General features: G+C 43.9%; 15 protein-coding genes. 9 read left to right on the plus strand and 6 right to left on the minus strand.

The window, feature by feature from the left end; translation table 11 throughout:
- The first annotated feature begins 114 nt into the window (after positions 1–114).
- From tssA to TOL_RS01845, 9 genes are all read left to right on the plus strand, one after another.
- A complete protein-coding gene (gene tssA / locus TOL_RS01805; RefSeq protein ID WP_015485555.1) occupies positions 115–1,368 on the plus strand; it encodes a type VI secretion system protein TssA in 1,254 nt (417 codons plus the stop codon).
- 59 nt (positions 1,369–1,427) lie between these two features.
- On the plus strand, positions 1,428–1,946 hold the full coding sequence (gene tssB, locus TOL_RS01810) for a type VI secretion system contractile sheath small subunit (RefSeq protein ID WP_015485556.1): 519 nt from the start codon (positions 1,428–1,430) through the stop codon (positions 1,944–1,946).
- Positions 1,946–3,430 carry a type VI secretion system contractile sheath large subunit gene (gene tssC / locus TOL_RS01815; protein WP_015485557.1) on the plus strand — a complete coding sequence of 495 codons (1,485 nt, stop codon included), beginning with the start codon at positions 1,946–1,948 and terminating at the stop codon, positions 3,428–3,430. The genes tssB and tssC (TOL_RS01815) overlap by 1 nt, the downstream gene beginning before the upstream one ends.
- Positions 3,431–3,495: 65 nt before the next feature.
- Positions 3,496–5,016 carry a type VI secretion system contractile sheath large subunit gene (gene tssC / locus TOL_RS01820; RefSeq protein WP_041588611.1) on the plus strand — a complete coding sequence of 507 codons (1,521 nt, stop codon included), beginning with the start codon at positions 3,496–3,498 and terminating at the stop codon, positions 5,014–5,016.
- A gap of 1 nt (position 5,017) precedes the next feature.
- Positions 5,018–5,497: a type VI secretion system baseplate subunit TssE gene (gene tssE, locus TOL_RS01825; protein WP_015485559.1), complete on the plus strand. Its 480-nt coding sequence runs from the start codon at positions 5,018–5,020 to the stop codon at positions 5,495–5,497.
- The gene (tssF, locus tag TOL_RS01830; RefSeq protein WP_015485560.1) at positions 5,498–7,330 is read left to right on the plus strand and encodes a type VI secretion system baseplate subunit TssF; all 1,833 of its coding nucleotides are present in this window, start codon (positions 5,498–5,500) and stop codon (positions 7,328–7,330) included. It begins immediately after the preceding gene.
- The gene (gene tssG / locus TOL_RS01835) at positions 7,294–8,433 is read left to right on the plus strand and encodes a type VI secretion system baseplate subunit TssG (protein WP_015485561.1); all 1,140 of its coding nucleotides are present in this window, start codon (positions 7,294–7,296) and stop codon (positions 8,431–8,433) included. Before tssF ends, tssG begins: the two co-directional genes overlap by 37 nt.
- Before the next feature lie 62 nt (positions 8,434–8,495).
- Positions 8,496–11,156 carry a type VI secretion system ATPase TssH gene (gene tssH, locus TOL_RS01840; protein WP_015485562.1) on the plus strand — a complete coding sequence of 887 codons (2,661 nt, stop codon included), beginning with the start codon at positions 8,496–8,498 and terminating at the stop codon, positions 11,154–11,156.
- Positions 11,157–11,302: 146 nt separating this feature from the next.
- The gene (locus tag TOL_RS01845) at positions 11,303–12,997 is read left to right on the plus strand and encodes a hypothetical protein (protein ID WP_015485563.1); all 1,695 of its coding nucleotides are present in this window, start codon (positions 11,303–11,305) and stop codon (positions 12,995–12,997) included.
- A gap of 297 nt (positions 12,998–13,294) precedes the next feature.
- Here the strand turns inward: TOL_RS01845 and TOL_RS18060 are convergent, their stop codons facing one another.
- The 6 genes from TOL_RS18060 to TOL_RS01875 all read right to left on the minus strand — a co-directional run bounded on the left by TOL_RS18060 (position 13,295) and on the right by TOL_RS01875 (position 18,513).
- Positions 13,295–14,458 carry a lipase family protein gene (locus TOL_RS18060; protein ID WP_015485564.1) on the minus strand — a complete coding sequence of 388 codons (1,164 nt, stop codon included), beginning with the start codon at positions 14,456–14,458 and terminating at the stop codon, positions 13,295–13,297.
- A gap of 10 nt (positions 14,459–14,468) precedes the next feature.
- Positions 14,469–15,047 carry a DUF6795 domain-containing protein gene (locus tag TOL_RS01855; protein WP_144055317.1) on the minus strand — a complete coding sequence of 193 codons (579 nt, stop codon included), beginning with the start codon at positions 15,045–15,047 and terminating at the stop codon, positions 14,469–14,471.
- A 108-nt stretch (positions 15,048–15,155) separates the two neighbouring features.
- Positions 15,156–16,250: a hypothetical protein gene (locus tag TOL_RS01860; RefSeq protein ID WP_015485566.1), complete on the minus strand. Its 1,095-nt coding sequence runs from the start codon at positions 16,248–16,250 to the stop codon at positions 15,156–15,158.
- Between the two features lie 2 nt (positions 16,251–16,252).
- The gene (locus TOL_RS01865; protein ID WP_015485567.1) at positions 16,253–17,596 is read right to left on the minus strand and encodes a hypothetical protein; all 1,344 of its coding nucleotides are present in this window, start codon (positions 17,594–17,596) and stop codon (positions 16,253–16,255) included.
- A 35-nt stretch (positions 17,597–17,631) separates the two neighbouring features.
- Entirely contained in the window at positions 17,632–17,925 is a 294-nt protein-coding gene (locus TOL_RS01870; RefSeq protein WP_015485568.1) for a PAAR domain-containing protein, read from the minus strand.
- A 3-nt stretch (positions 17,926–17,928) separates the two neighbouring features.
- Positions 17,929–18,513 carry a DUF6931 family protein gene (locus TOL_RS01875; protein ID WP_015485569.1) on the minus strand — a complete coding sequence of 195 codons (585 nt, stop codon included), beginning with the start codon at positions 18,511–18,513 and terminating at the stop codon, positions 17,929–17,931.
- Positions 18,514–18,519 lie beyond the last annotated feature (6 nt).

Raw genomic sequence — 18,519 nt, forward strand, 5'->3', positions numbered from 1 at the left:
AATACTAATTCATTAAATGACCAATAAGATTATCGCGGGTGTTAAATTGCAATCTAGGCGTGTAATATGTGCTCAGATTATTGCTTAACCCCAATTTAGAAAGGATTCTGACCAATGCCATTTGGTTATGTTATCGATATTGATAGCTTAGTTGCCCCCATTAGTGATGATATGCCGCAGGGAAGCGATGTAAGAGCCGATCGTTCCCCCACATCTGATTACTATGTCATTAAAGACGCCCGAAATAATGCTCGAGCAGCAGAACGCTCGGCGATGTTTGGCGATGTTGAAGTTGATTTGTACACCCCTTGGGTTACTGTTTCTGAGTTAGCAACTAAGATTTTGTCTTCTCAATCTAAGGATTTAGAAGTTGCCACTTGGTACCTCGAAAGCCTAATTCGCCTTAATGGCGTTTCTGGTCTAAGAGATGGTATGAAATTAATTAATCAATTAGTTAATGATCATTGGGATGGTCTATTTCCAATGCCTGACGAAGATGGCATTGAGACTCGTGTTGCACCACTCACAGGTTTAAATGGTGACGGCGGTGAAGGTACTTTATTAGCGCCATTACGCAATATCGAAATTACGATTGACGGCGATCATGGGGCGTTCAGTTTTTGGCAATATCAGCAGGCTCGTGATGCTGATCGAATCGACGATGAAGATCGCAAAGCTGAGCGTATTTCAACGCTTGGATACAGTCTATCTTCAGTAAATGACACGATCGCCCAGACCGATATTCAGACCTGCCGTAATTTTATTGAAACCATCGAAGAAGCATTAGCGGCCTACAAAGAAACCAGCAGTAAATTACGTGAATTATGTGGCGGCGATGCTCCTCCAAGCTCAAAAATTACAGAATTATTAGACGAAGTTTTACGTACCACGCGTTTCGCCTATAAAGAAAAAATCCAAGCGGCGGATGACGCCGATGCTGCAGCCGCAGCTGTCTCAGAACCGAGCGAAGTATCATCGGACGAAACCGTTACTACAAGCCAGGTCGTACATATGACTAATGCTGCCGCAGGCCCAATTACTAATCGCGAAGATGCCCTCAAGCGCCTTGAAGAAGTTGCTAAATATTTCCGTCAGTACGAACCTCATACGCCTCTTGCGCCTAGCTTAGAGCGTATTGTGTCATGGGGCCGAATGACAGTAGCAGAGCTAATGATGGAGCTGATTCCAGACAGTACAGCTCGTAGCCTTTATTCGCAGTTTACCGGGGTGATGTTGGATGGCAGCGATACCCATTCATATGTTGCGCCACCAGTGGTTAAACCGGCCACTAGCCAAACGACACCTACATCTCAAGGGGCGGCAGACGCTGCGCCAGCGGCGGAACCAGCTGCGAAAATGGGATGGTAAGCGTTAATTAATTTGAACCCAGAGAATTAAACCGTTACTCACACGAAAAGGAGTTATTTATGTCCGAAAGTATTCACAATAAATTGAAGCGAGTTCGTAAGCCTCGCGTACATATTACGTATGACGTTGAAACTAACGGTGCAGAAGTTAAGAAGGAACTGCCATTTGTAACGGGTGTTATGGGCGACTATTCCGGTGATAACACTGAGAACCGCAAAGCGCTTAAAGATCGTAAATTCGTTCAAATTGATCGTGATAACTTCAACGAAGCGATGGGTAAAGTAAATCCTAAGCTTAACCTTCAAGTTGAAAATACGTTAGCCGGTGACGGTAGCAAGGTTGCAATTGATCTCGACTTCAAAAAAATGGATGACTTCACACCAGAAGCCATCGTTTCTCAGGTTGAGCCATTGAAAAAGCTACTAGATGCGCGTAACAAACTACGTGACTTGTTGAGCAAAGCAGATCGTTCAGAAGATCTCGAAAACGTTCTTGAAGAAATTTTGAAAAATACCGACAACATTACCGCTATTTCGAAAGAGCTTGGTATCGGTGAAGCTAAGGAAGGAGCTGAATAATGAGTACTGAATTAGAAACCTCTGGCGGCGCAGTCGCCGAAGAGCAATCGTTTAGCTTATTAGAACAAGCAATTAGTTCAACTAAGCAAACTGAGCGCGAAGAAACTCAAGACCTTTTGGCTAACCTGACTGAACAGGTTTTAAAGGGTACAGTGACTTGGGATCGCAACCTAACCAATACCATTAAGCAAGCGGTTGCAGCAATTGATGAAGCTATGTCTCGTCAATTAACGGCAATTCTTCATGACGAAAAATTCCAAAAATTGGAAGGTTCATGGCGCGGCCTTAATCACTTGGTGATGAATTCTGAAACCAGCTCTACGCTGAAAATTCGCATGCTTAACATTTCTAAGCGCGAATTGTTCCGTGACCTTGATAAAGCGGTTGAATTCGATCAAAGCCAAATCTTCAAAAAATTATACGAAGAAGAATTCGGTACTGCCGGTGGTGAACCATACGGCGCTATGATCGGTGACTTCGAATTCACTAGCCACCCAGAAGACGTCGATTTGTTAGCTAATATGTCTAACGTTGCGGCGGCTGGTTTCTGCCCATTCATCTCTGCCGCTGGTGCAGGTATGTTTGGTTTTGATGATTTTACTGAGCTATCTAAGCCACGCGATTTAGGTGCGATTTTCGAATCTCAGGAATACATCAAATGGCGTAGCTTCCGCGATAGCGAAGATTCTCGCTTCGTAACGCTAGTAATGCCACGCGTACTTTCTCGCTTGCCGTATGGTGCTGCCTCTAAGCCAGTTGAAAGCTTCAATTTTGAAGAATTCGAATTGGATGAGTCCGGCATGTCAAAAGCTGCTGGCCATGACGATTACTGCTGGATGAATGCCGCTTATGTTATGGGCACAACCCTAACTCGTGCATTCGCAGAAAACTCTTGGTGTACCGCTATTCGTGGTGCTGAAGGTGGCCGTGTTGAAGGCTTACCATCACACATCTTTAAGAGTGATGACGGGGATACCGATCAGAAGTGCCCAACTGAAGTGGGTATTACTGACCGTCGTGAAGCAGAGCTTTCGAACCAAGGCTTCTTGCCACTATGTCACTACAAAAATACCGATTACTCAGTATTTTTTGGTGCGCAGTCTGCACAAAAGCAAAAGGTTTATGACGATCCAGATGCAACGGCTAACGCCTCTATCTCTGCACGTCTTCCATACTTGATGGCGACTTCTCGTATTGCTCATTACTTAAAAGTGATGGCACGCGATAAAGTGGGTTCATTTATGCAGGCAGAGAATTGCGAGCGCTGGTTAAACCAGTGGATCTCTCAATACACCAACTCAAATCCAGATGCGTCCGCAGAGATGAAAGCTAAGTACCCACTAGCTGAAGCTCGCGTTGAGGTAAAAGAAATTCCAGGTCAACCTGGCGCATACAGCGCGGTTGCCTACCTCAAGCCTTGGCTGCAAATGGAAGAACTGACGACTTCTCTTCGTATGGTTGCGAACATTCCACAACCTAAGTAAGCGTCAATTAAGGGATGCGCTCTGCGCATCCCTTTTTATTCGTTATTCATTTTAAGGGAACTAAAGTGCTGACAGATTCTTCAAGCATTGATCGGGTGCATAAGAATCCTTCTTTGTTAGGTTCTCCCGATACACAAACACTCCCTTTGGCTGACATCTATACGTTTCTTGCTGAAAAAGATGACGTAGCCGCATTTTCCCTCTGGCTAAATCATTTCGCCGTTAGCAAAATCAATCGTAATTATTCAGTTAAGCGTTGGCTCAATCAGCAAATTGCCGAAATAGACGAACTCATTTCTGAACAAGTCAATGCTGTTCTCCATGATGCTCGTTTTCAGCGTCTTGAAAGTTCATGGCGAGGACTATGGTTTCTGGTGGAGGCTGCCGTCGCATCCGATAACATCAAAATTCGTTTGTTGGATGTTAACTGGAAAGACTTATCGAAAGACATTGAACGAGCTCCAGATTTCGATCAAAGCGGGCTGTTTCATTTAATTTACAACGAAGAATTTGGTACTCCAGGTGGCGAGCCATTTGGCGTATTGCTCGGTGACTATTACGTATCGCATCGCCCGTACGAAGGTCATCGCTACGACGATGTCTTTACCTTGCAGGGGATTAGTCGAGCTGCTGCCGCTGCATTTTGCCCTTTTGTTTGCAGTGCTGCGCCACAATTGTTCGGCCTCGATAGTTACGATACGTTAGGCTTGCCAATCAACCTAGATAACGTTTTTCGTGCCGATGAATATATTCGGTGGCGTTCGCTACGAGAACGCGAAGATAGTCGTTTCTTAGCATTAACATTGCCGAATTTATTGATGAGAAAACCTTACGAGCGTAATTATAACTCGCCCCAAGGTATGCATTTTGTCGAAGACGTAGCGGGTAAAAACAACAATAAATATTTGTGGGGCAATGCCTGCTTTGCGCTAGGCTCGGTCTTGATCCGTGAATTCTCCGAGGTCGGTTGGTTTAGCCATATTCGCGGTGTACCACGCGACTATTTGGGTGGCGGTTTAGTAACGCAATTTCCATCATTGAGTTATAAAACGGATAGCTCAAAAGCTATGGTGAAAATGTCGACTTCGGTCACGATCACCGACCAATTGGAACGGGAACTGAGTGATCTTGGTTTGATTTCGTTGTGCCACTGCTATCAAACGCCATATGCAGTATTTAATAACTGTCCATCGCTGCAAGTTTCAAAAAACTACGGCAATAAATCGGCCAATGCCAACGCGCGAATTAGTTCTATGTTGCAACAAATATTATGCGGCTCTCGATTCGCGCAATACATCAAAGTGATCATTCGCGATAAAGTCGGTTCTTATGTTACTGCTGATGCCTGTCAGCGTTTTTTACAAGATTGGCTAGATGAATATACAACAGGGCGCGATGACCTATCGTGGGAAATGATGGCTCGTTATCCTCTACGTGAGGCCCGCGTGAGGGTTGTCGAAGAGCCGGGGAAGCCGGGTCATTACTCAAGTATCGTACACTTAAAAACGCATTACACCGTTGATCACTTAGTGTCGGAGTTGAAGTTAACTACGGCACTAAATCAAATAGAAACAGGTAAGGTTTAGTATGGTTAATAAGCGTGAGAAGCGGCTATTAGCCCCCGTGCTAGATCGCCTACTAGAACAAAATCAAAGCAGTGATTTTCGCCAAAGCCACCGTATACAACGCTGCCTGCGTGAAAGTATTCGTCGCGATTTAGAAAACTTATTCAACACTCGCTACTGCTGTGTATCGCCACCAGAAGCTTATAAAAATTTAGATGACTCAGTGTTGAACTATGGTCTGCCTGATTTATCGACCATTAATATGAGTTCATTTGATAGCCGCAATGACTTCTGTCGAAAAATCGAGAAAACGGTTCTTAAATACGAACCTAGAATCAAGACCGTAAAAGTGAAAACCGATGCGGTCCTTGATAACGAAGATCCAACCATACGTTTTAGAGTTGAAGCAACACTGCATATGAACCCAGTACAAGAGCTCATGATATTTGAATCGACGTTAAACCCGATCAATCAAACGGTCAACGTTTCGGAGTTATTCTAAATGAGCGATAGATTGCTTTATCACTACGAAAAAGAACTGGCATTTATTAAGCAATCGGCTTCTGAGTTTGCTAAACAGCATCCGTCAGCTGCTGAAAATTTACAGCTTGGTAGTGACTCCGTAGATGATCCGCTCGTTGCTCGTTTGCTTTCAGGTTTTGCATTTTTAAATGCGCGTATTCAGCAGAAACTCAGTGATGATTTTCCTGAGTTAACCGATGCTATGCTTGAAACCTTATACCCGCATTATCTGCGTCCGATTCCATCCATGGCCATTGCTCAATTCTCGCCTTTGGATGACCTTGATGCGGCTATCACGATTCCTGCAAACACTGAGCTAGAAACCGATACTAGCCAAAATCAGGAGTGCCTATTTACTACGCGCTATCCAGTCGAATTATTACCGATACGATTGGATTCAGCGCAATTGATGCCTAAGCCATTTGTTGCCCCCGGTAGTTTTGATATTCAAGGTGCAAGCGCAGTATTAAAGCTGTCGTTCAAAAGTCTAAGTGCTGATCTACGTATTGCCGATATGGATCTCAGTAAGATTCGCCTCTTCTTAAAAGGGCAGGCGCAGCATGTTCATCCGTTATACGACCTGATTCTTACCAAGTGTTTTCGTGTTGTCATTGCCAATGGCGATGCGGATATCAAACCCACCATTTTAAATTCAGACGCGTTGAAGCAAGTGGGTTTTGATATTGCAGAAGGGCTGTTGCCGTATCCTAGTTCATCCTTTATGGGTTACCGTTTACTAACTGAGTTTTTCTCATTCCAAGAGAAGTTCCAGTTTATCGATTTTACGCAGTTAGATATCGGCATTAACAATAGCTTTGATGACACCCTAAATATCTATTTGTACCTACGTGAAAGTGATATCGAATTAGAGCATCAAGTGAATGTCGGTATGTTTGCCTTAGGCTGCACGCCGATTGTAAATATATTCGAGCAAATTGCCGATCCTATTCCACTAACGCATACCGAATCCGAATATCCTATTGTGCCGGATGCACGTCGTCGAGAAGGCCTAGAGATCTATTCTGTGGTTAATGCTGGCGCGACGGACAGCGATGGCAAGTACACGCCGTACCGTCCTTTTTATGGTATCGATCATAGCCAAAACCAAAAGCAGAAATCCGCATTTTGGTTAACCAGTCGGCGAGAAATATTCGAAGGTGAGCATCGTAACGAACTGGCCTCTGAAATGAATATTCGCTTAGTGGATCTTAATTTTAATCCTTATGAACTAAGCGATCAGAGTTTAGATTTACAGTTGTTGTGCACTAATCGTAATTTACCGCGTAAATTGCCAACAGGTCAGGGGCAGCCATTTATGCAAGTGGTTGATAACGAATACCCGACAGAGAAGATATCCTGTGTGGTTAATCCAACATCAACCATTCGCCCGCCATTGCGCGAACGCGGCTACTGGCGACTGATATCGCATCTGAATCTAAATCACTTATCGTTGAGTAATGGTGGCGGTTCAGTAGAGGCGATTAAAGAAATTTTACGCCTTTATGATTTTCGCGATTCTGCCAGTACACGCAATATGATTGATTCGATAATGGCGATTCATACAAAGCCGATTACCGCGCCTATTCAGATTGAAGGGCTGGTATCTATGTGCCGTGGTACGCAGATCGAATTAACCCTCGACCCAATCATGTTAGCAGGCACTAGCCCCTTAATGTTTTCGAGTGTATTGGAACGATTTTTTGGTTTATACGGTTCGATCAACTCGTTTACGCGTTTGATTATCACCCTTAATGGTAAAGACGGAGAGTTTAAGAGATGGCCACCTCGCGCCGGCGAAAAAGCCTTAATCTAGTAGAACAACTCCAGTCTGAACCTTATCGGTTTGATTTTTTTCAAGCGACAAGGTTACTGGAGCGAGCAGCTAATCTACATCCCGAAAAAGACCAAATCGCAACAGAAAGTGTTGGGGGCGTGGCACGCCCAGATCAAGAGGCCGTGCATTTTCGCGCACGCACTAGTTTAGCGTTTAACGGTTCAGACGTTACTAAAGTAACGCAAAAACGCATTTCCAATTACGACTCAGAGGATAATTCAGTTCTGCAATGGCAGATGGAAGTCGCCATGATGGGATTGACTGGCAGTCAGGGCGTGATGCCGTATTACCTCAGTGAAATTGTTCTATCCGAACTGCGTAAAAAGAGCTCAGCCTTAAAAGATTACCTCGATCTTTTTAATCACCGCACCATCTCCATGTTTTACGAGGCATGGCATAAATACCAATTGGTGCCAAATTACGAGCGCAGTAAGTACGATTCAACAGGAAAAGATGACCTTTTTACCGATGCTTTGCTGTCTATTGCGGGTATTGGCTTATCGGAACAGAAATTTCGCTCGGCGTTGCCCGATGAGCAAATGGCGCGCTTTTCGGGTCATTTTGGTCGAACCATCTGTTCTGCAGAATCGCTGCGTAGCAGCATTTGCGGCATGTTTAATTTAGACACTAGCATTAAAGAATTTCAGGGGGAGTGGTACGACCTGCCATCCGATGTTCATTGCCGCATGCCCGATAGCGAACACCCTCTGGGAACAAATACCGAGCTTGGTGTAAATACCGTGATCGGCTCGCGCTGCTATCAAGCGCAGAACAAATTCTCGGTTGTTATTAAACCGATGAACGAACAGGAGTTTATGCAGCTTGCTCCCGGTTCACGTACGTTAGAGGAGCTTAAATCCTTTATTAAAATGAGCGTCGGTGGTGAGCAAGATTTCGATATCGAAATTCAATTATCCGATGAACATGTACCGTTAAAAGAGCTCATGAAGTCTGAAGACTACGAGCCACTGCTGGGCTGGAATACGTACATAGATCCAGATCGCCTGAGTGGCGACTCGATCTCAATTAAATTATCACAGGAGATTGCCGTTCCTAATGACGATTTGCCAATGGCATATTAAGTTTAACGGTTAAATATCCTTTAGATATACGCTTTAAATATTACGGAAAAGGAAACATTCGTATGATTAATATCAACCTAAAGTCGCTTGTCGACAAAATGTCGCCATACATGCGCGACTCGCTAGAAGGCGCTGCCGGTCTGTGTCTTGCCCACAGCCAATACAATGTTGAGTTAGAGCACTGGTTGCTTAAATTGCTTGATATATCGGATACGGATTTCATGCAGTTGCTGGAAAAGCATGGTGTTAATCCATCGAATTTAGCTAAGCAGTTGGCAAACACCATTGCCAAATTCCGCTCTGGCAGCAGTCGTCCTGCAGCGCTAGCACCTAGCATCGTTGAAGCGACAAAGAATGCATGGATGCTTGCGTCTGTGGATTATGGCCAGACGGTGATCAGTTCCGGTCATTTATTAGCAGCATTAATGTTAGACGATAACTCACGTCGTCAGTTGTTAGAAAGCTGTCCAGAATTAAAAGAAATTGCACCGGAATCCATTCGTGAAACGGCAAAAGCTATATACGGCACCACAGGTGAAACCGATCATCTTTTAAGGGGGGATGAAACTGGTGCAACTTCCGTAGCAGGCGGTAATGTCGCAGCTACTAAAACGCCATCACTCGACAAATACACAGTTAACCTGACTGAGCGCGCACAGAAAGGTGAGATTGACCCAGTACTAGGCCGTGATGAAGAAATTCGTCAGTGTATTGATATCCTAACTCGTCGTCGTCAAAACAACCCAATTATGACCGGTGAAGCCGGTGTTGGTAAAACCGCTGTGGTTGAAGGTTTTGCACTGCGTATTGCTGCTGGCGATGTGCCTGATCCATTAAAAGGTGTTGCGATACGCACACTTGATCTTGGTTTGTTGCAAGCGGGTGCAAGCGTAAAAGGCGAATTCGAAAATCGCTTAAAATCCGTTATTGAAGAAGTTCGCGCCTCAGCCACGCCGATCATTCTATTTATCGACGAAGCACACACTATGATTGGTGCCGGCGGTAAAGAAGGCCAAGGTGATGCGGCTAACTTATTAAAGCCAGCGCTGGCACGTGGTGAGTTACGTACTATTGCTGCAACGACGTGGGCAGAATATAAGAAATACTTTGAACGTGACCCAGCATTAACCCGTCGCTTCCAAGTCGTTAAAGTTGAAGAGCCATCAGAAGAGAAAGCCATCGACATGATGCGCGGTATTTCTGAGTCGTTACAACAGCATCACAAAGTACGTATTTTAGACGAAGCTGTTATTGCTTCGGTTGTTCTATCTCATCGTTATATTCCGGGTCGTCAGTTGCCGGATAAATCCGTTAGTTTATTAGATACCGCTTGCGCCCGTGTCGCCCTGAGTCAATCATCGACCCCTAGTGCTATTGAGGATGCCGAGCGCCGCATTCAGCGCGCAACGCTAACCATTAATAAACTAGAGCGTGAATCGGCAGCGACCGGTGAACATGAAGAAAAATTAATTGCCCTAAAAGAAGAAAAAGAACAAGCCGAGGCGTTATTAGTAATCCTTCGAGCACAGTATGAGCAAGAAAGTGCTCTTATTTCAAAAATTCGTACCTGTCGCGATCAAATTGACGAAAATTTCTTAAAAGCAGAAGGCGATAAGCTAACGCCAGAAGCGCTAAATGATTTAAAAGGCGAACTAAAAGCATTAACCACAGAATTAAACGGTGTGCAGGGCGAACGCCCATTAATGCAAGCCAACGTTGATGAACAAGCTATTGCTGAAGTTATTGCTAACTGGACGGGTATTCCGGTTGGTAAAATGGTGAGCGATCAAATCACAGCGGTACAAACTTTAGCCGATAAACTCGGCAAGCGTGTTATTGGCCAACCCCATGCATTAGAAGCCGTCGCTCAAGTGATTCGTACCTCGCGTGCCGGTCTAACCGATCCACGCAAACCGGTTGGTGTATTTTTATTCTGCGGTACCAGTGGGGTCGGTAAAACCGAAACTGCATTGGCGCTAGCAGATGAGTTATATGGTGGCGAGCAAAATATTACCACCATCAACATGTCGGAATTTAAAGAAGAGCATAAGGTATCTATGCTGTTGGGTTCACCTCCAGGTTATGTGGGTTACGGTGAAGGCGGCATTTTAACTGAAGCCGCACGCCGCAAGCCGTATTCGGTTATCTTGCTCGATGAAATGGAAAAAGCACATCCCGGCGTACAGGATATTTTCTACAACCTGTTTGACAAAGGCACGATAAAAGACGGTGAAGGTCGCGATATCGACTTTAAAAATACCGTCATTATTATGACCTCAAATGCGGGTGAAGATGCTATTCGCGCGATTTTCAATCAAGTAGAAGAAAAGCCAGACCCAGACACGCTACTTGATAATATTCGTCCGTATCTGCTTAAACACTTTAAATCTGCATTTATGGGCCGAGCGAACACCATCGCGTATTACCCTCTGGATGATGATAACTTAATGGCCATCGCAGCGATTAACATGCGCAAAATTGAAAAACGCATTGTTGAAAACTACGGCGCAGCGTTTAGTTATGACGAAGATGTATTAATCAATATTGTTGCCCGCTGCCAAGAATCAGATACCGGCGCACGTAATATTGAAACCATACTGAATCGGACATTACTACCCTCATTGGCCAGTGAATGCCTAAATAAAATGGCAAACGATGAAGAAATTACCAAAGTGCATGTTGGTGCGACGGAAGATGGTGAATTTACCTACACCGTAAGCTAACCTTGGTTTTGGCGCCATAGTAGAGACGTGATTTCTGTTTTGTCTCTACCACGGTTTAGCTAAGTCTTCATAGAAAATAGATCTCAGGATACACATGGCCAATTTCACGATTGGCCATAAAACATTATAAAAGGATGTTTTTGATCATGGCCATTATCAGCACCACACGTTTAATCGTACCAATACTTCTCGGTTGCCTAATAGTCCCCGCTGCTTTCGCAGAAAGTGGCCGTGCAGACTACGATCTTGACGACGACGGTCTGATCGAAATTAACAGCCTGGCCGACCTCGATGAAATTCGTAATAACCTTGATGGCACTAGCCTATATGGCGAAAGTACCGGCTGCCCAGAAGCGGGCTGTAATGGATTTGAATTAACCACCACACTGGATTTCGACACCAACGCCGATGGCAAAATGGATGAGAATGACGCCTATTGGAATGGGGGAGAAGGGTGGGTGCCGATTGGAGATTTTCATAATACCTTCATCTCCATATTTGATGGCGGGCACAATGAAATTCGTAATCTTTATATCAACAGACCTGACGCTGAATACATTGGTTTGTTTGCCAGTGTCGGCGATTATGATAATGATGTTACTTCGATTATCCGAAATTTAGGATTAACTGGAGACCTGGCAATGGTATCCGGAGGGAAAAATGAAGTCGTATCGTACGTCGGAGGTTTTGTGGGTTTCGCGCAGATGGGCACGAGTATATCTAGTTGCTACAACACTATAGATGTGGTCGCGCAAGGGACTCTAGGCGGGACTGGAGGGGGTATTGTTGGAAAGGCCGATATAATAAGTATTGTTGATAGTTATAATCTTGGTGATGTCTCTGGATCTAAAAGTGGAGGTCTAGTTGGGTATCTGTCGGATTCTAATATTGAGAATAGTTTTTCGGTAGCCGTAATTACAGGTCGTTTTAATGTCGGTGGAATAGTAGCCGAAAGTCAACTCGCAATATTCTCAAATGTTTTTTCTACGGGGATTGTTGATTCCGAGCACAATGCAGGAGGACTTTCAGCATTAAATGCATTTTCATGGTCAATTGCTAATCATGTTTTTTCAGCTAGCAGTGTCAATGGAGGAGAAGGATATAAAGTTGGTGGGCTTGCTGGTGCATTGTATGATAAAGCTACTATTATCAATAGCCACTGGGCTACAGATACTTCAGGTCAACAAACGAGTGGAGGAGAGTCTGATATCGATAATTATTTCGGTGCTACTCTCGCTGAACTTCAGTGTCCGACAATGAGCGACGATACCGAATGCTTAATGAACTATACCCTCTATCCAACTTGGGATAGCACGATTTGGGATTTCGGTACGAGCAGTGAATTACCGGGATTAATTATTGATGGTGTTGTCTATCGCGATGGCGATGGTGATGGCGCACTGGATGCTAACCACGCACCTGAAGTAGCGTTTGTATTAACGCAAAATGGTGATGAGGTGTATGACATTACAATCGGCGATGGCGACGTTACTTTAGAAGCCGTAATTACCGATCAAGATGCTAGTGACCACCATACACTTAGCTGGACTTATGAAGACGTTACCGTCATCAGTGAAACTGATACCAGTGTGACTTTCAGTTCCGACAATTTAATTGTCGGGGATTACACCGTATCTGCTGTGGTAACGGATAATCGCTATCCGGTAATGAGCGGAAATTCAGAAATCACATTTTCTGTTGAAGCTGCGCCCGTTGAACCTAATCCTAGCCCTGAAGTTACGCCATCCTCGAAAAGTAGCGGAGGTGGCTCGATGAACCTTTATTGGCTTATGTTGATTAGTGGGTTGTTGTTGGCGAGGAAACCTAGATTTTCTTTGTAGGAGAGTTGATGTTATTAAAGTTGAGTTCGTATTGACTAATAAAAAGGGGCTTTTCGCCCCGTTTTTCTAATTATTAGAACTTTATAATGCCCCATAAAAAACCCATGCCTATGAAGTACGCTGAAATTATAATGACGGCACTACCCATTTCAGCAATCCTACTATAAATAGGATTTCTGTATCTAGACCAAACTACTAGAGCTAGCGCAAGTCCGAAAAAAACCGTCACTAAAAATTTTAGTATCATCATGTGTTCGTAATTCCCGCTTATTAGCTATTTCTTCATCGCTATCTTTTTTAAATATTTTTTATCGCATTTGAAGCATTTTTATTTGCTTCTTCAGTAAGGCGAACAAGAACTCTTTTTATTAATGCTTGGGTAATCTCCTCCTTGGTCGGTGGAGCGATAATATGAAGCGCTTGCATTAACTTTTTCATTAGTAAAACGACCCAAGAAGAAATATCCTTGGCTAAGTTAATGCCTTTAGCAAGTATGTAGGCTAGTTTATCTACTATAGTGTGAAGTCCAATGACAGCACCTTGGAGCATAGCTAAACCATTAATTAATATTTTTCTAATCACATAGTTTAAGGCTGAATCGACCCACTGCCAAAAACTGCTATCTGATGTGCTGACGGGCAACTTTGATTTGAGCCAGTTTTCGAGGCATATTTCAAGGTTATACGGTTCTACAGGGTTTCCTGAAATTGACTTCCAGTCTCGCCCTTTAACTGATGATATATAGTGTTCCATTTTATGTGCAACACCAGAAGTCAATGGGAAGCTAGATGGTAGGAAATATCCAGTGTTATTAATAGGAGCTTGGATGAACGGGTAAATTGCAACCATAGGCACAGGATCAGTACGATGGTAAGTTCGATATATATTTATATCTCCAATCGAGCTAGTTGTGCTATTGGCAAACCAATGTGTGCCCACTCTAGGAGCTCCAAATGTATATAGTTTAATGCGCCCCCTTAGATCCGATCTATTTTTTGAAATCCAGTCTGCAGCAAGTGAAGCTACAGCTCCTCCTAGGCTGTGACCTATACAGTGAATCAGCCCTTCAGTTTTGTTATCGTTAAGAAATTCCTTGATTTCAGGAAGCATGCTATTAAATGTGTGATTAAAGCCAATGTGCACAGGAAGATTGGTTTTTGATAAGCATATACCTATGCGAAGGTCGGTAACTTTATCGGCATTTTTATTTTTATCGGTAGTGCCTCGGAATATCAAGAATACGTCTTTCTCTCCTCTAGCCATGACACCAAAACTATCATTTTTTGCCCGAAATAGTCTGCCGCCCACATCAGCTTTAAGTATACTTGGCTCGGACTTGATATTTGTCTTCTTAAAAACTCGGTTGTTGAGAAATATCTTTAAGTTAATTTCATCGCCTTCATTTACTCTATAGACACCTTCAGCAAGATCAGCAACTTCATGTGGTGTTAAAATTGACATGCCCTAGCCCCTAATTATCAGTTGTATCACTAGTTTTTGGCATATTGGACCACAGGCATTTAGTAAGTATTCCGTAGCCATCGCCATTGATAATTATTTCCTCGTTGGTAAGTTCGCATATCAAATTCTCTAGAGCAGCACCTCCAAACTCTGAATAGAGATGTCCTCTTGAGTTATTGCTATACCAAAAGTTAACTAATTGCCCATTGATCTCAATATCTATTTGAGTAGCGCTAACGAACTGTGTTAATCCAAGAGAATAGACTTCCTCCTTTATCGGAAGGTTGAAGTACCCATTGTCATCAGTTTTAAATTCCTCTAACACCCAGTCTTGGTTGATGTTCGAGCGCACCTTGCGAACAATTCGAGCATTACTGACAGGGATGCCATTTTCGAATATCCTTCCTTCGATAGGAGAAGACGTTACATGTCGCTCTTCAGATTTATTTCCAAAACCAAACATATTATTTTCCTTCTGATTCTGTATTAAAGATGTATTCTCGTCCGAACAGCCGCTTGATGCTGATAACATAAAAAGAAGAGCAATAATGGAAGCGGTTGTCTTTTTAGTACGATATCTAGAATTCATATTGCTCTAACCACCAATCATTAAGGTAGAACGCATGCATTTTCCTCCCACGAACTGTCGTATAGCCAGACATACATTGACCGGACAGACACTGAATATACTGTTCGGTTAAGCTAGGGGTTTATCATTAGTAGATGATTCAAGTGCTGTTTGCATCATAGAAGCCTGTGCCGAATCTTGTTTCAGTTTTTCCATAATCGCGTGGTTATATATTAACTCTCCGCGAGGGTAGCTCCCCGGAGTTGGTTTAGGGGTAACTATCCAGTCAATGCGATCAGATACATCCTTAAAGGGAGCCCTGCGGTCTTCCCCTTTATCTTTCGATGGATCTTTATACTGGCAATCGCTCCATTCGTGCATCACCGTTTTTGCTAGGGCAATATGTTCAGAAGTAGCCTCAATTACTGGTTTAGCTTCATCTTCCAGTTTTTTTTGCTGTTCTCGTTTTTGTTCAAACTCGGGCTGTAGCTCGATCTCAACTGTATCCATAAATTTATGGATATAGTCTAGAAAATTTTTACGAGGAACATGTTCTTCTATGCGGTAGGCATTGTTGTTATTTGGACACGAGCGAGAGACTGAAAAATTAAACAATATAAAATGCTGATCTGTTAAGGGCGTTATCCAAGCGACAGTTGATGAATGGTGAGTGAGAGATTGAAATTCATAATAGAGCCAATCGGTGTTGATTTTTTTAATCCATTGACTATTTATAGGCCCAAGATAGGTTGGCCATTTCTGCGGATTGAGATTAAATACGTCGTTCTTCGGGGGTTCAGTATGAACTTCCGCATGAGCGTATTTAATATTTTCTAAGCAAGTAAGGGCTAAGTCGCGTTTATTAAAAAGATTCTCATTAATAGGCAAGTCATCAATTCGAATCACATCAACGACAAGATTGATCTCACCACAAGCTCGTTGAATAATCGGTAACCCTTTAAATTGCCACTCATTATTATAAACGCGATATTTTTGGATGTTGTCAGGGAAGTGACCATTAGAGCCTAATTTATGAGTGTAGATAGTCAAGTCTAGCGCATCTAAGCTATCTGGTTGTCCTTCCCAATTCGTCAATTTATCAAATCGCGGGCTAGGAGCTGGAGCCATAAAAGCTAGCCTAGCGATTCCTAAGTCTTTTTTTATGTGTCGCGCTTGCGACATACTAGGGCCTTTAGGGTTTTTACGGCTGCGCAGTTGAAACATGATTAGTTTTGTCCTGGAAGTTTTTTAATCAGCTCTTTTACTGGATTAGCACCATAATTTTGGTTTAATTTCGGTATGTTGCCCAGTGCAGCCGCTCCTGCGGTTCCTACTGCGCCAGCAGCTCCTAACCAACCAGCACTAGAGATCATGCTGATTAATGCAGGTGTCATTCCCATTGTGGCTGCGGCTCCTATTATCCCTGCTGAACCTAGTAATAATTTGTGATTGGCAGCAAATTGTTGAGCACCTCCGATCGTCGCATCATACCAGTTATTCAAATTGGTTGGGTTATGCGCTATAGATTCAATTGAACATGCAAGTCCTGAAGTTCCAAAGCTTTTTCCTCCAGCCCATTGAGCAACCCCCATAGATTTATTGGTGTGATGCCAATTGCTATCTTTTGTATCCATGCCTACCGCGCGGCGGGCTTTGTCGGCGGCATGCTGGCTCGATGTATGGTCACTCAAGTATATCCATTGTTTGTTTTGCAAGTTTATATTGCGTTGTGCCAATAGATTCATAGCCTCGGTTAGAATTAAAGAACCGCCCCTATGGCTGGTCCATTCCACATATAAGCCTTGTTGGTGAGCATCGTGCATATAGCCCGAAAGTATACGAGCCGATTCTTGATTTCGCTTGTCTGACATAGGATTGGCAAGAGATTTTACAAAAGTCCAGCCTGCTTTTACCGCTGAAGAGTCATGCGGTACGTAAAAAAGTTCATAGCCATTATTTTGTAATTGGGCTGTGATTCTTTGATCTCCTCTTGCAATATGAGAAGGTAGAATCGAAGCGGCGTCTTGAATTTCCCCGCCACAATAGCCATTAATACCCACCTGGATGGGCTCATATTTATCTTTGCCTTTAGAGCTACCTGAAAGCGTTAGGGTGGGTTCCTCGTTAATCTGCCATCTTTCTCTGTCATTCTGTAATGTATGCCAAAGAGCCGCTCTTTCATACTTTTTCTGATCTGCCGCCTTAATCCGTACATCTGTAATAAAAACATCGGTCTGGTAGTGATCTACGTAGGATGGATTGGTGTGGTACTCAATTTCAAAGCTTGATGTGACGATACAGCGCGGACTATTTTTCGCGCTCTGCATAAATGAATTGATTGGTACAACTTGACTGCGCAAGCTATCGATAGAGCGCAGTAGTTCTAGAGCGTAGTAAGCTTCACTGCTGGGTGTTTTGCTCATCGTCTGCAAAGCGAGAAGTTTATTTAATGTTGTTTCTTTGACATAAATGGATCGCCCAGCTCCGCGGTAACCTTCGGGTTGAAAAGCTCGGTAGCCCTTGAGTGAGTGTTGAATCGTAGGCGCGTTAGTTTTGAGCGCGTTATTCATATTAATGTCCCTATATAATTACAAATATTTAAAAATTACCCACCAATCAACACCGTCGGGCACCCCAGCACTATCTTCCCGCCATGCGCGGTTGAGTCACCCATGCGAGCTGCGGGTTTATTACTTAATAATACAGTGGTGCTTCCCATGGCTACGGTATCTGGTGGGCCAACGCATACGCACATGCTTCCAGCAGTCGCGGCGGGGAGGTTACCAATTAATACGGTTGGTGCGCCTGGCGATACGATGGGGCCGCCAACGTGGGGTACTGGCCCTGATGACATTGGGCAGACGTGCATATCAGTGATACGCGAAGCAGGTTTTCCCATTATTTATGCCTCCTCAATTAAGCCATTGCCGCCACGGGCGAGGTTTATCCCTTGGGCTAAAAAGTGCTTGTAATAATCGTCGATGGCTTCTGGGTCTATGGTTGCCGCGGCGAGGGTGATGCATCCGGCCACTGCGTGTGCGTATAAGAACGGTGGTGGCTGAACTTCAGGTTCGCCCGGTGGCGTCATGCTTCCTGTGCACCAGTTAGCTGCGATCGCTGCCCAGCTAGCGGCTGTTTTATATTGGGTTTTTTCGCCCAATGCTTTGCAACGCAGACGATTTTCTTCGGTGGGTTTTTTCGCCCACGCCTCGGTGGCTAATAAGGCGTTAATATTGTCTTCGCTGGTGTCGGCGGTTTGCGCTTTTCGTGCTGCTAGGCACGCCCACCAAACGGATTCGCGCTTGGGTAAGCCGTGTGCCAGTAATTTGATGGCATCGGCATAAAAGCCGGCGGCGATTAGGCGCTCAATACTGATTTGCGGTGCGGTATCCGGAATAACGACCGCTTCGGCTTCGGGTTCAGTCAATTCGAACTCTTTTAGCAACTCATCAGCGGTTAAGGCTTGAATTTTGATTAGATCACTCATGTTTGT

Source organism: Thalassolituus oleivorans MIL-1, from assembly GCF_000355675.1.
GTDB classification, from domain to species: Bacteria; Pseudomonadota; Gammaproteobacteria; order Pseudomonadales; family Oceanobacteraceae; genus Thalassolituus; species Thalassolituus oleivorans.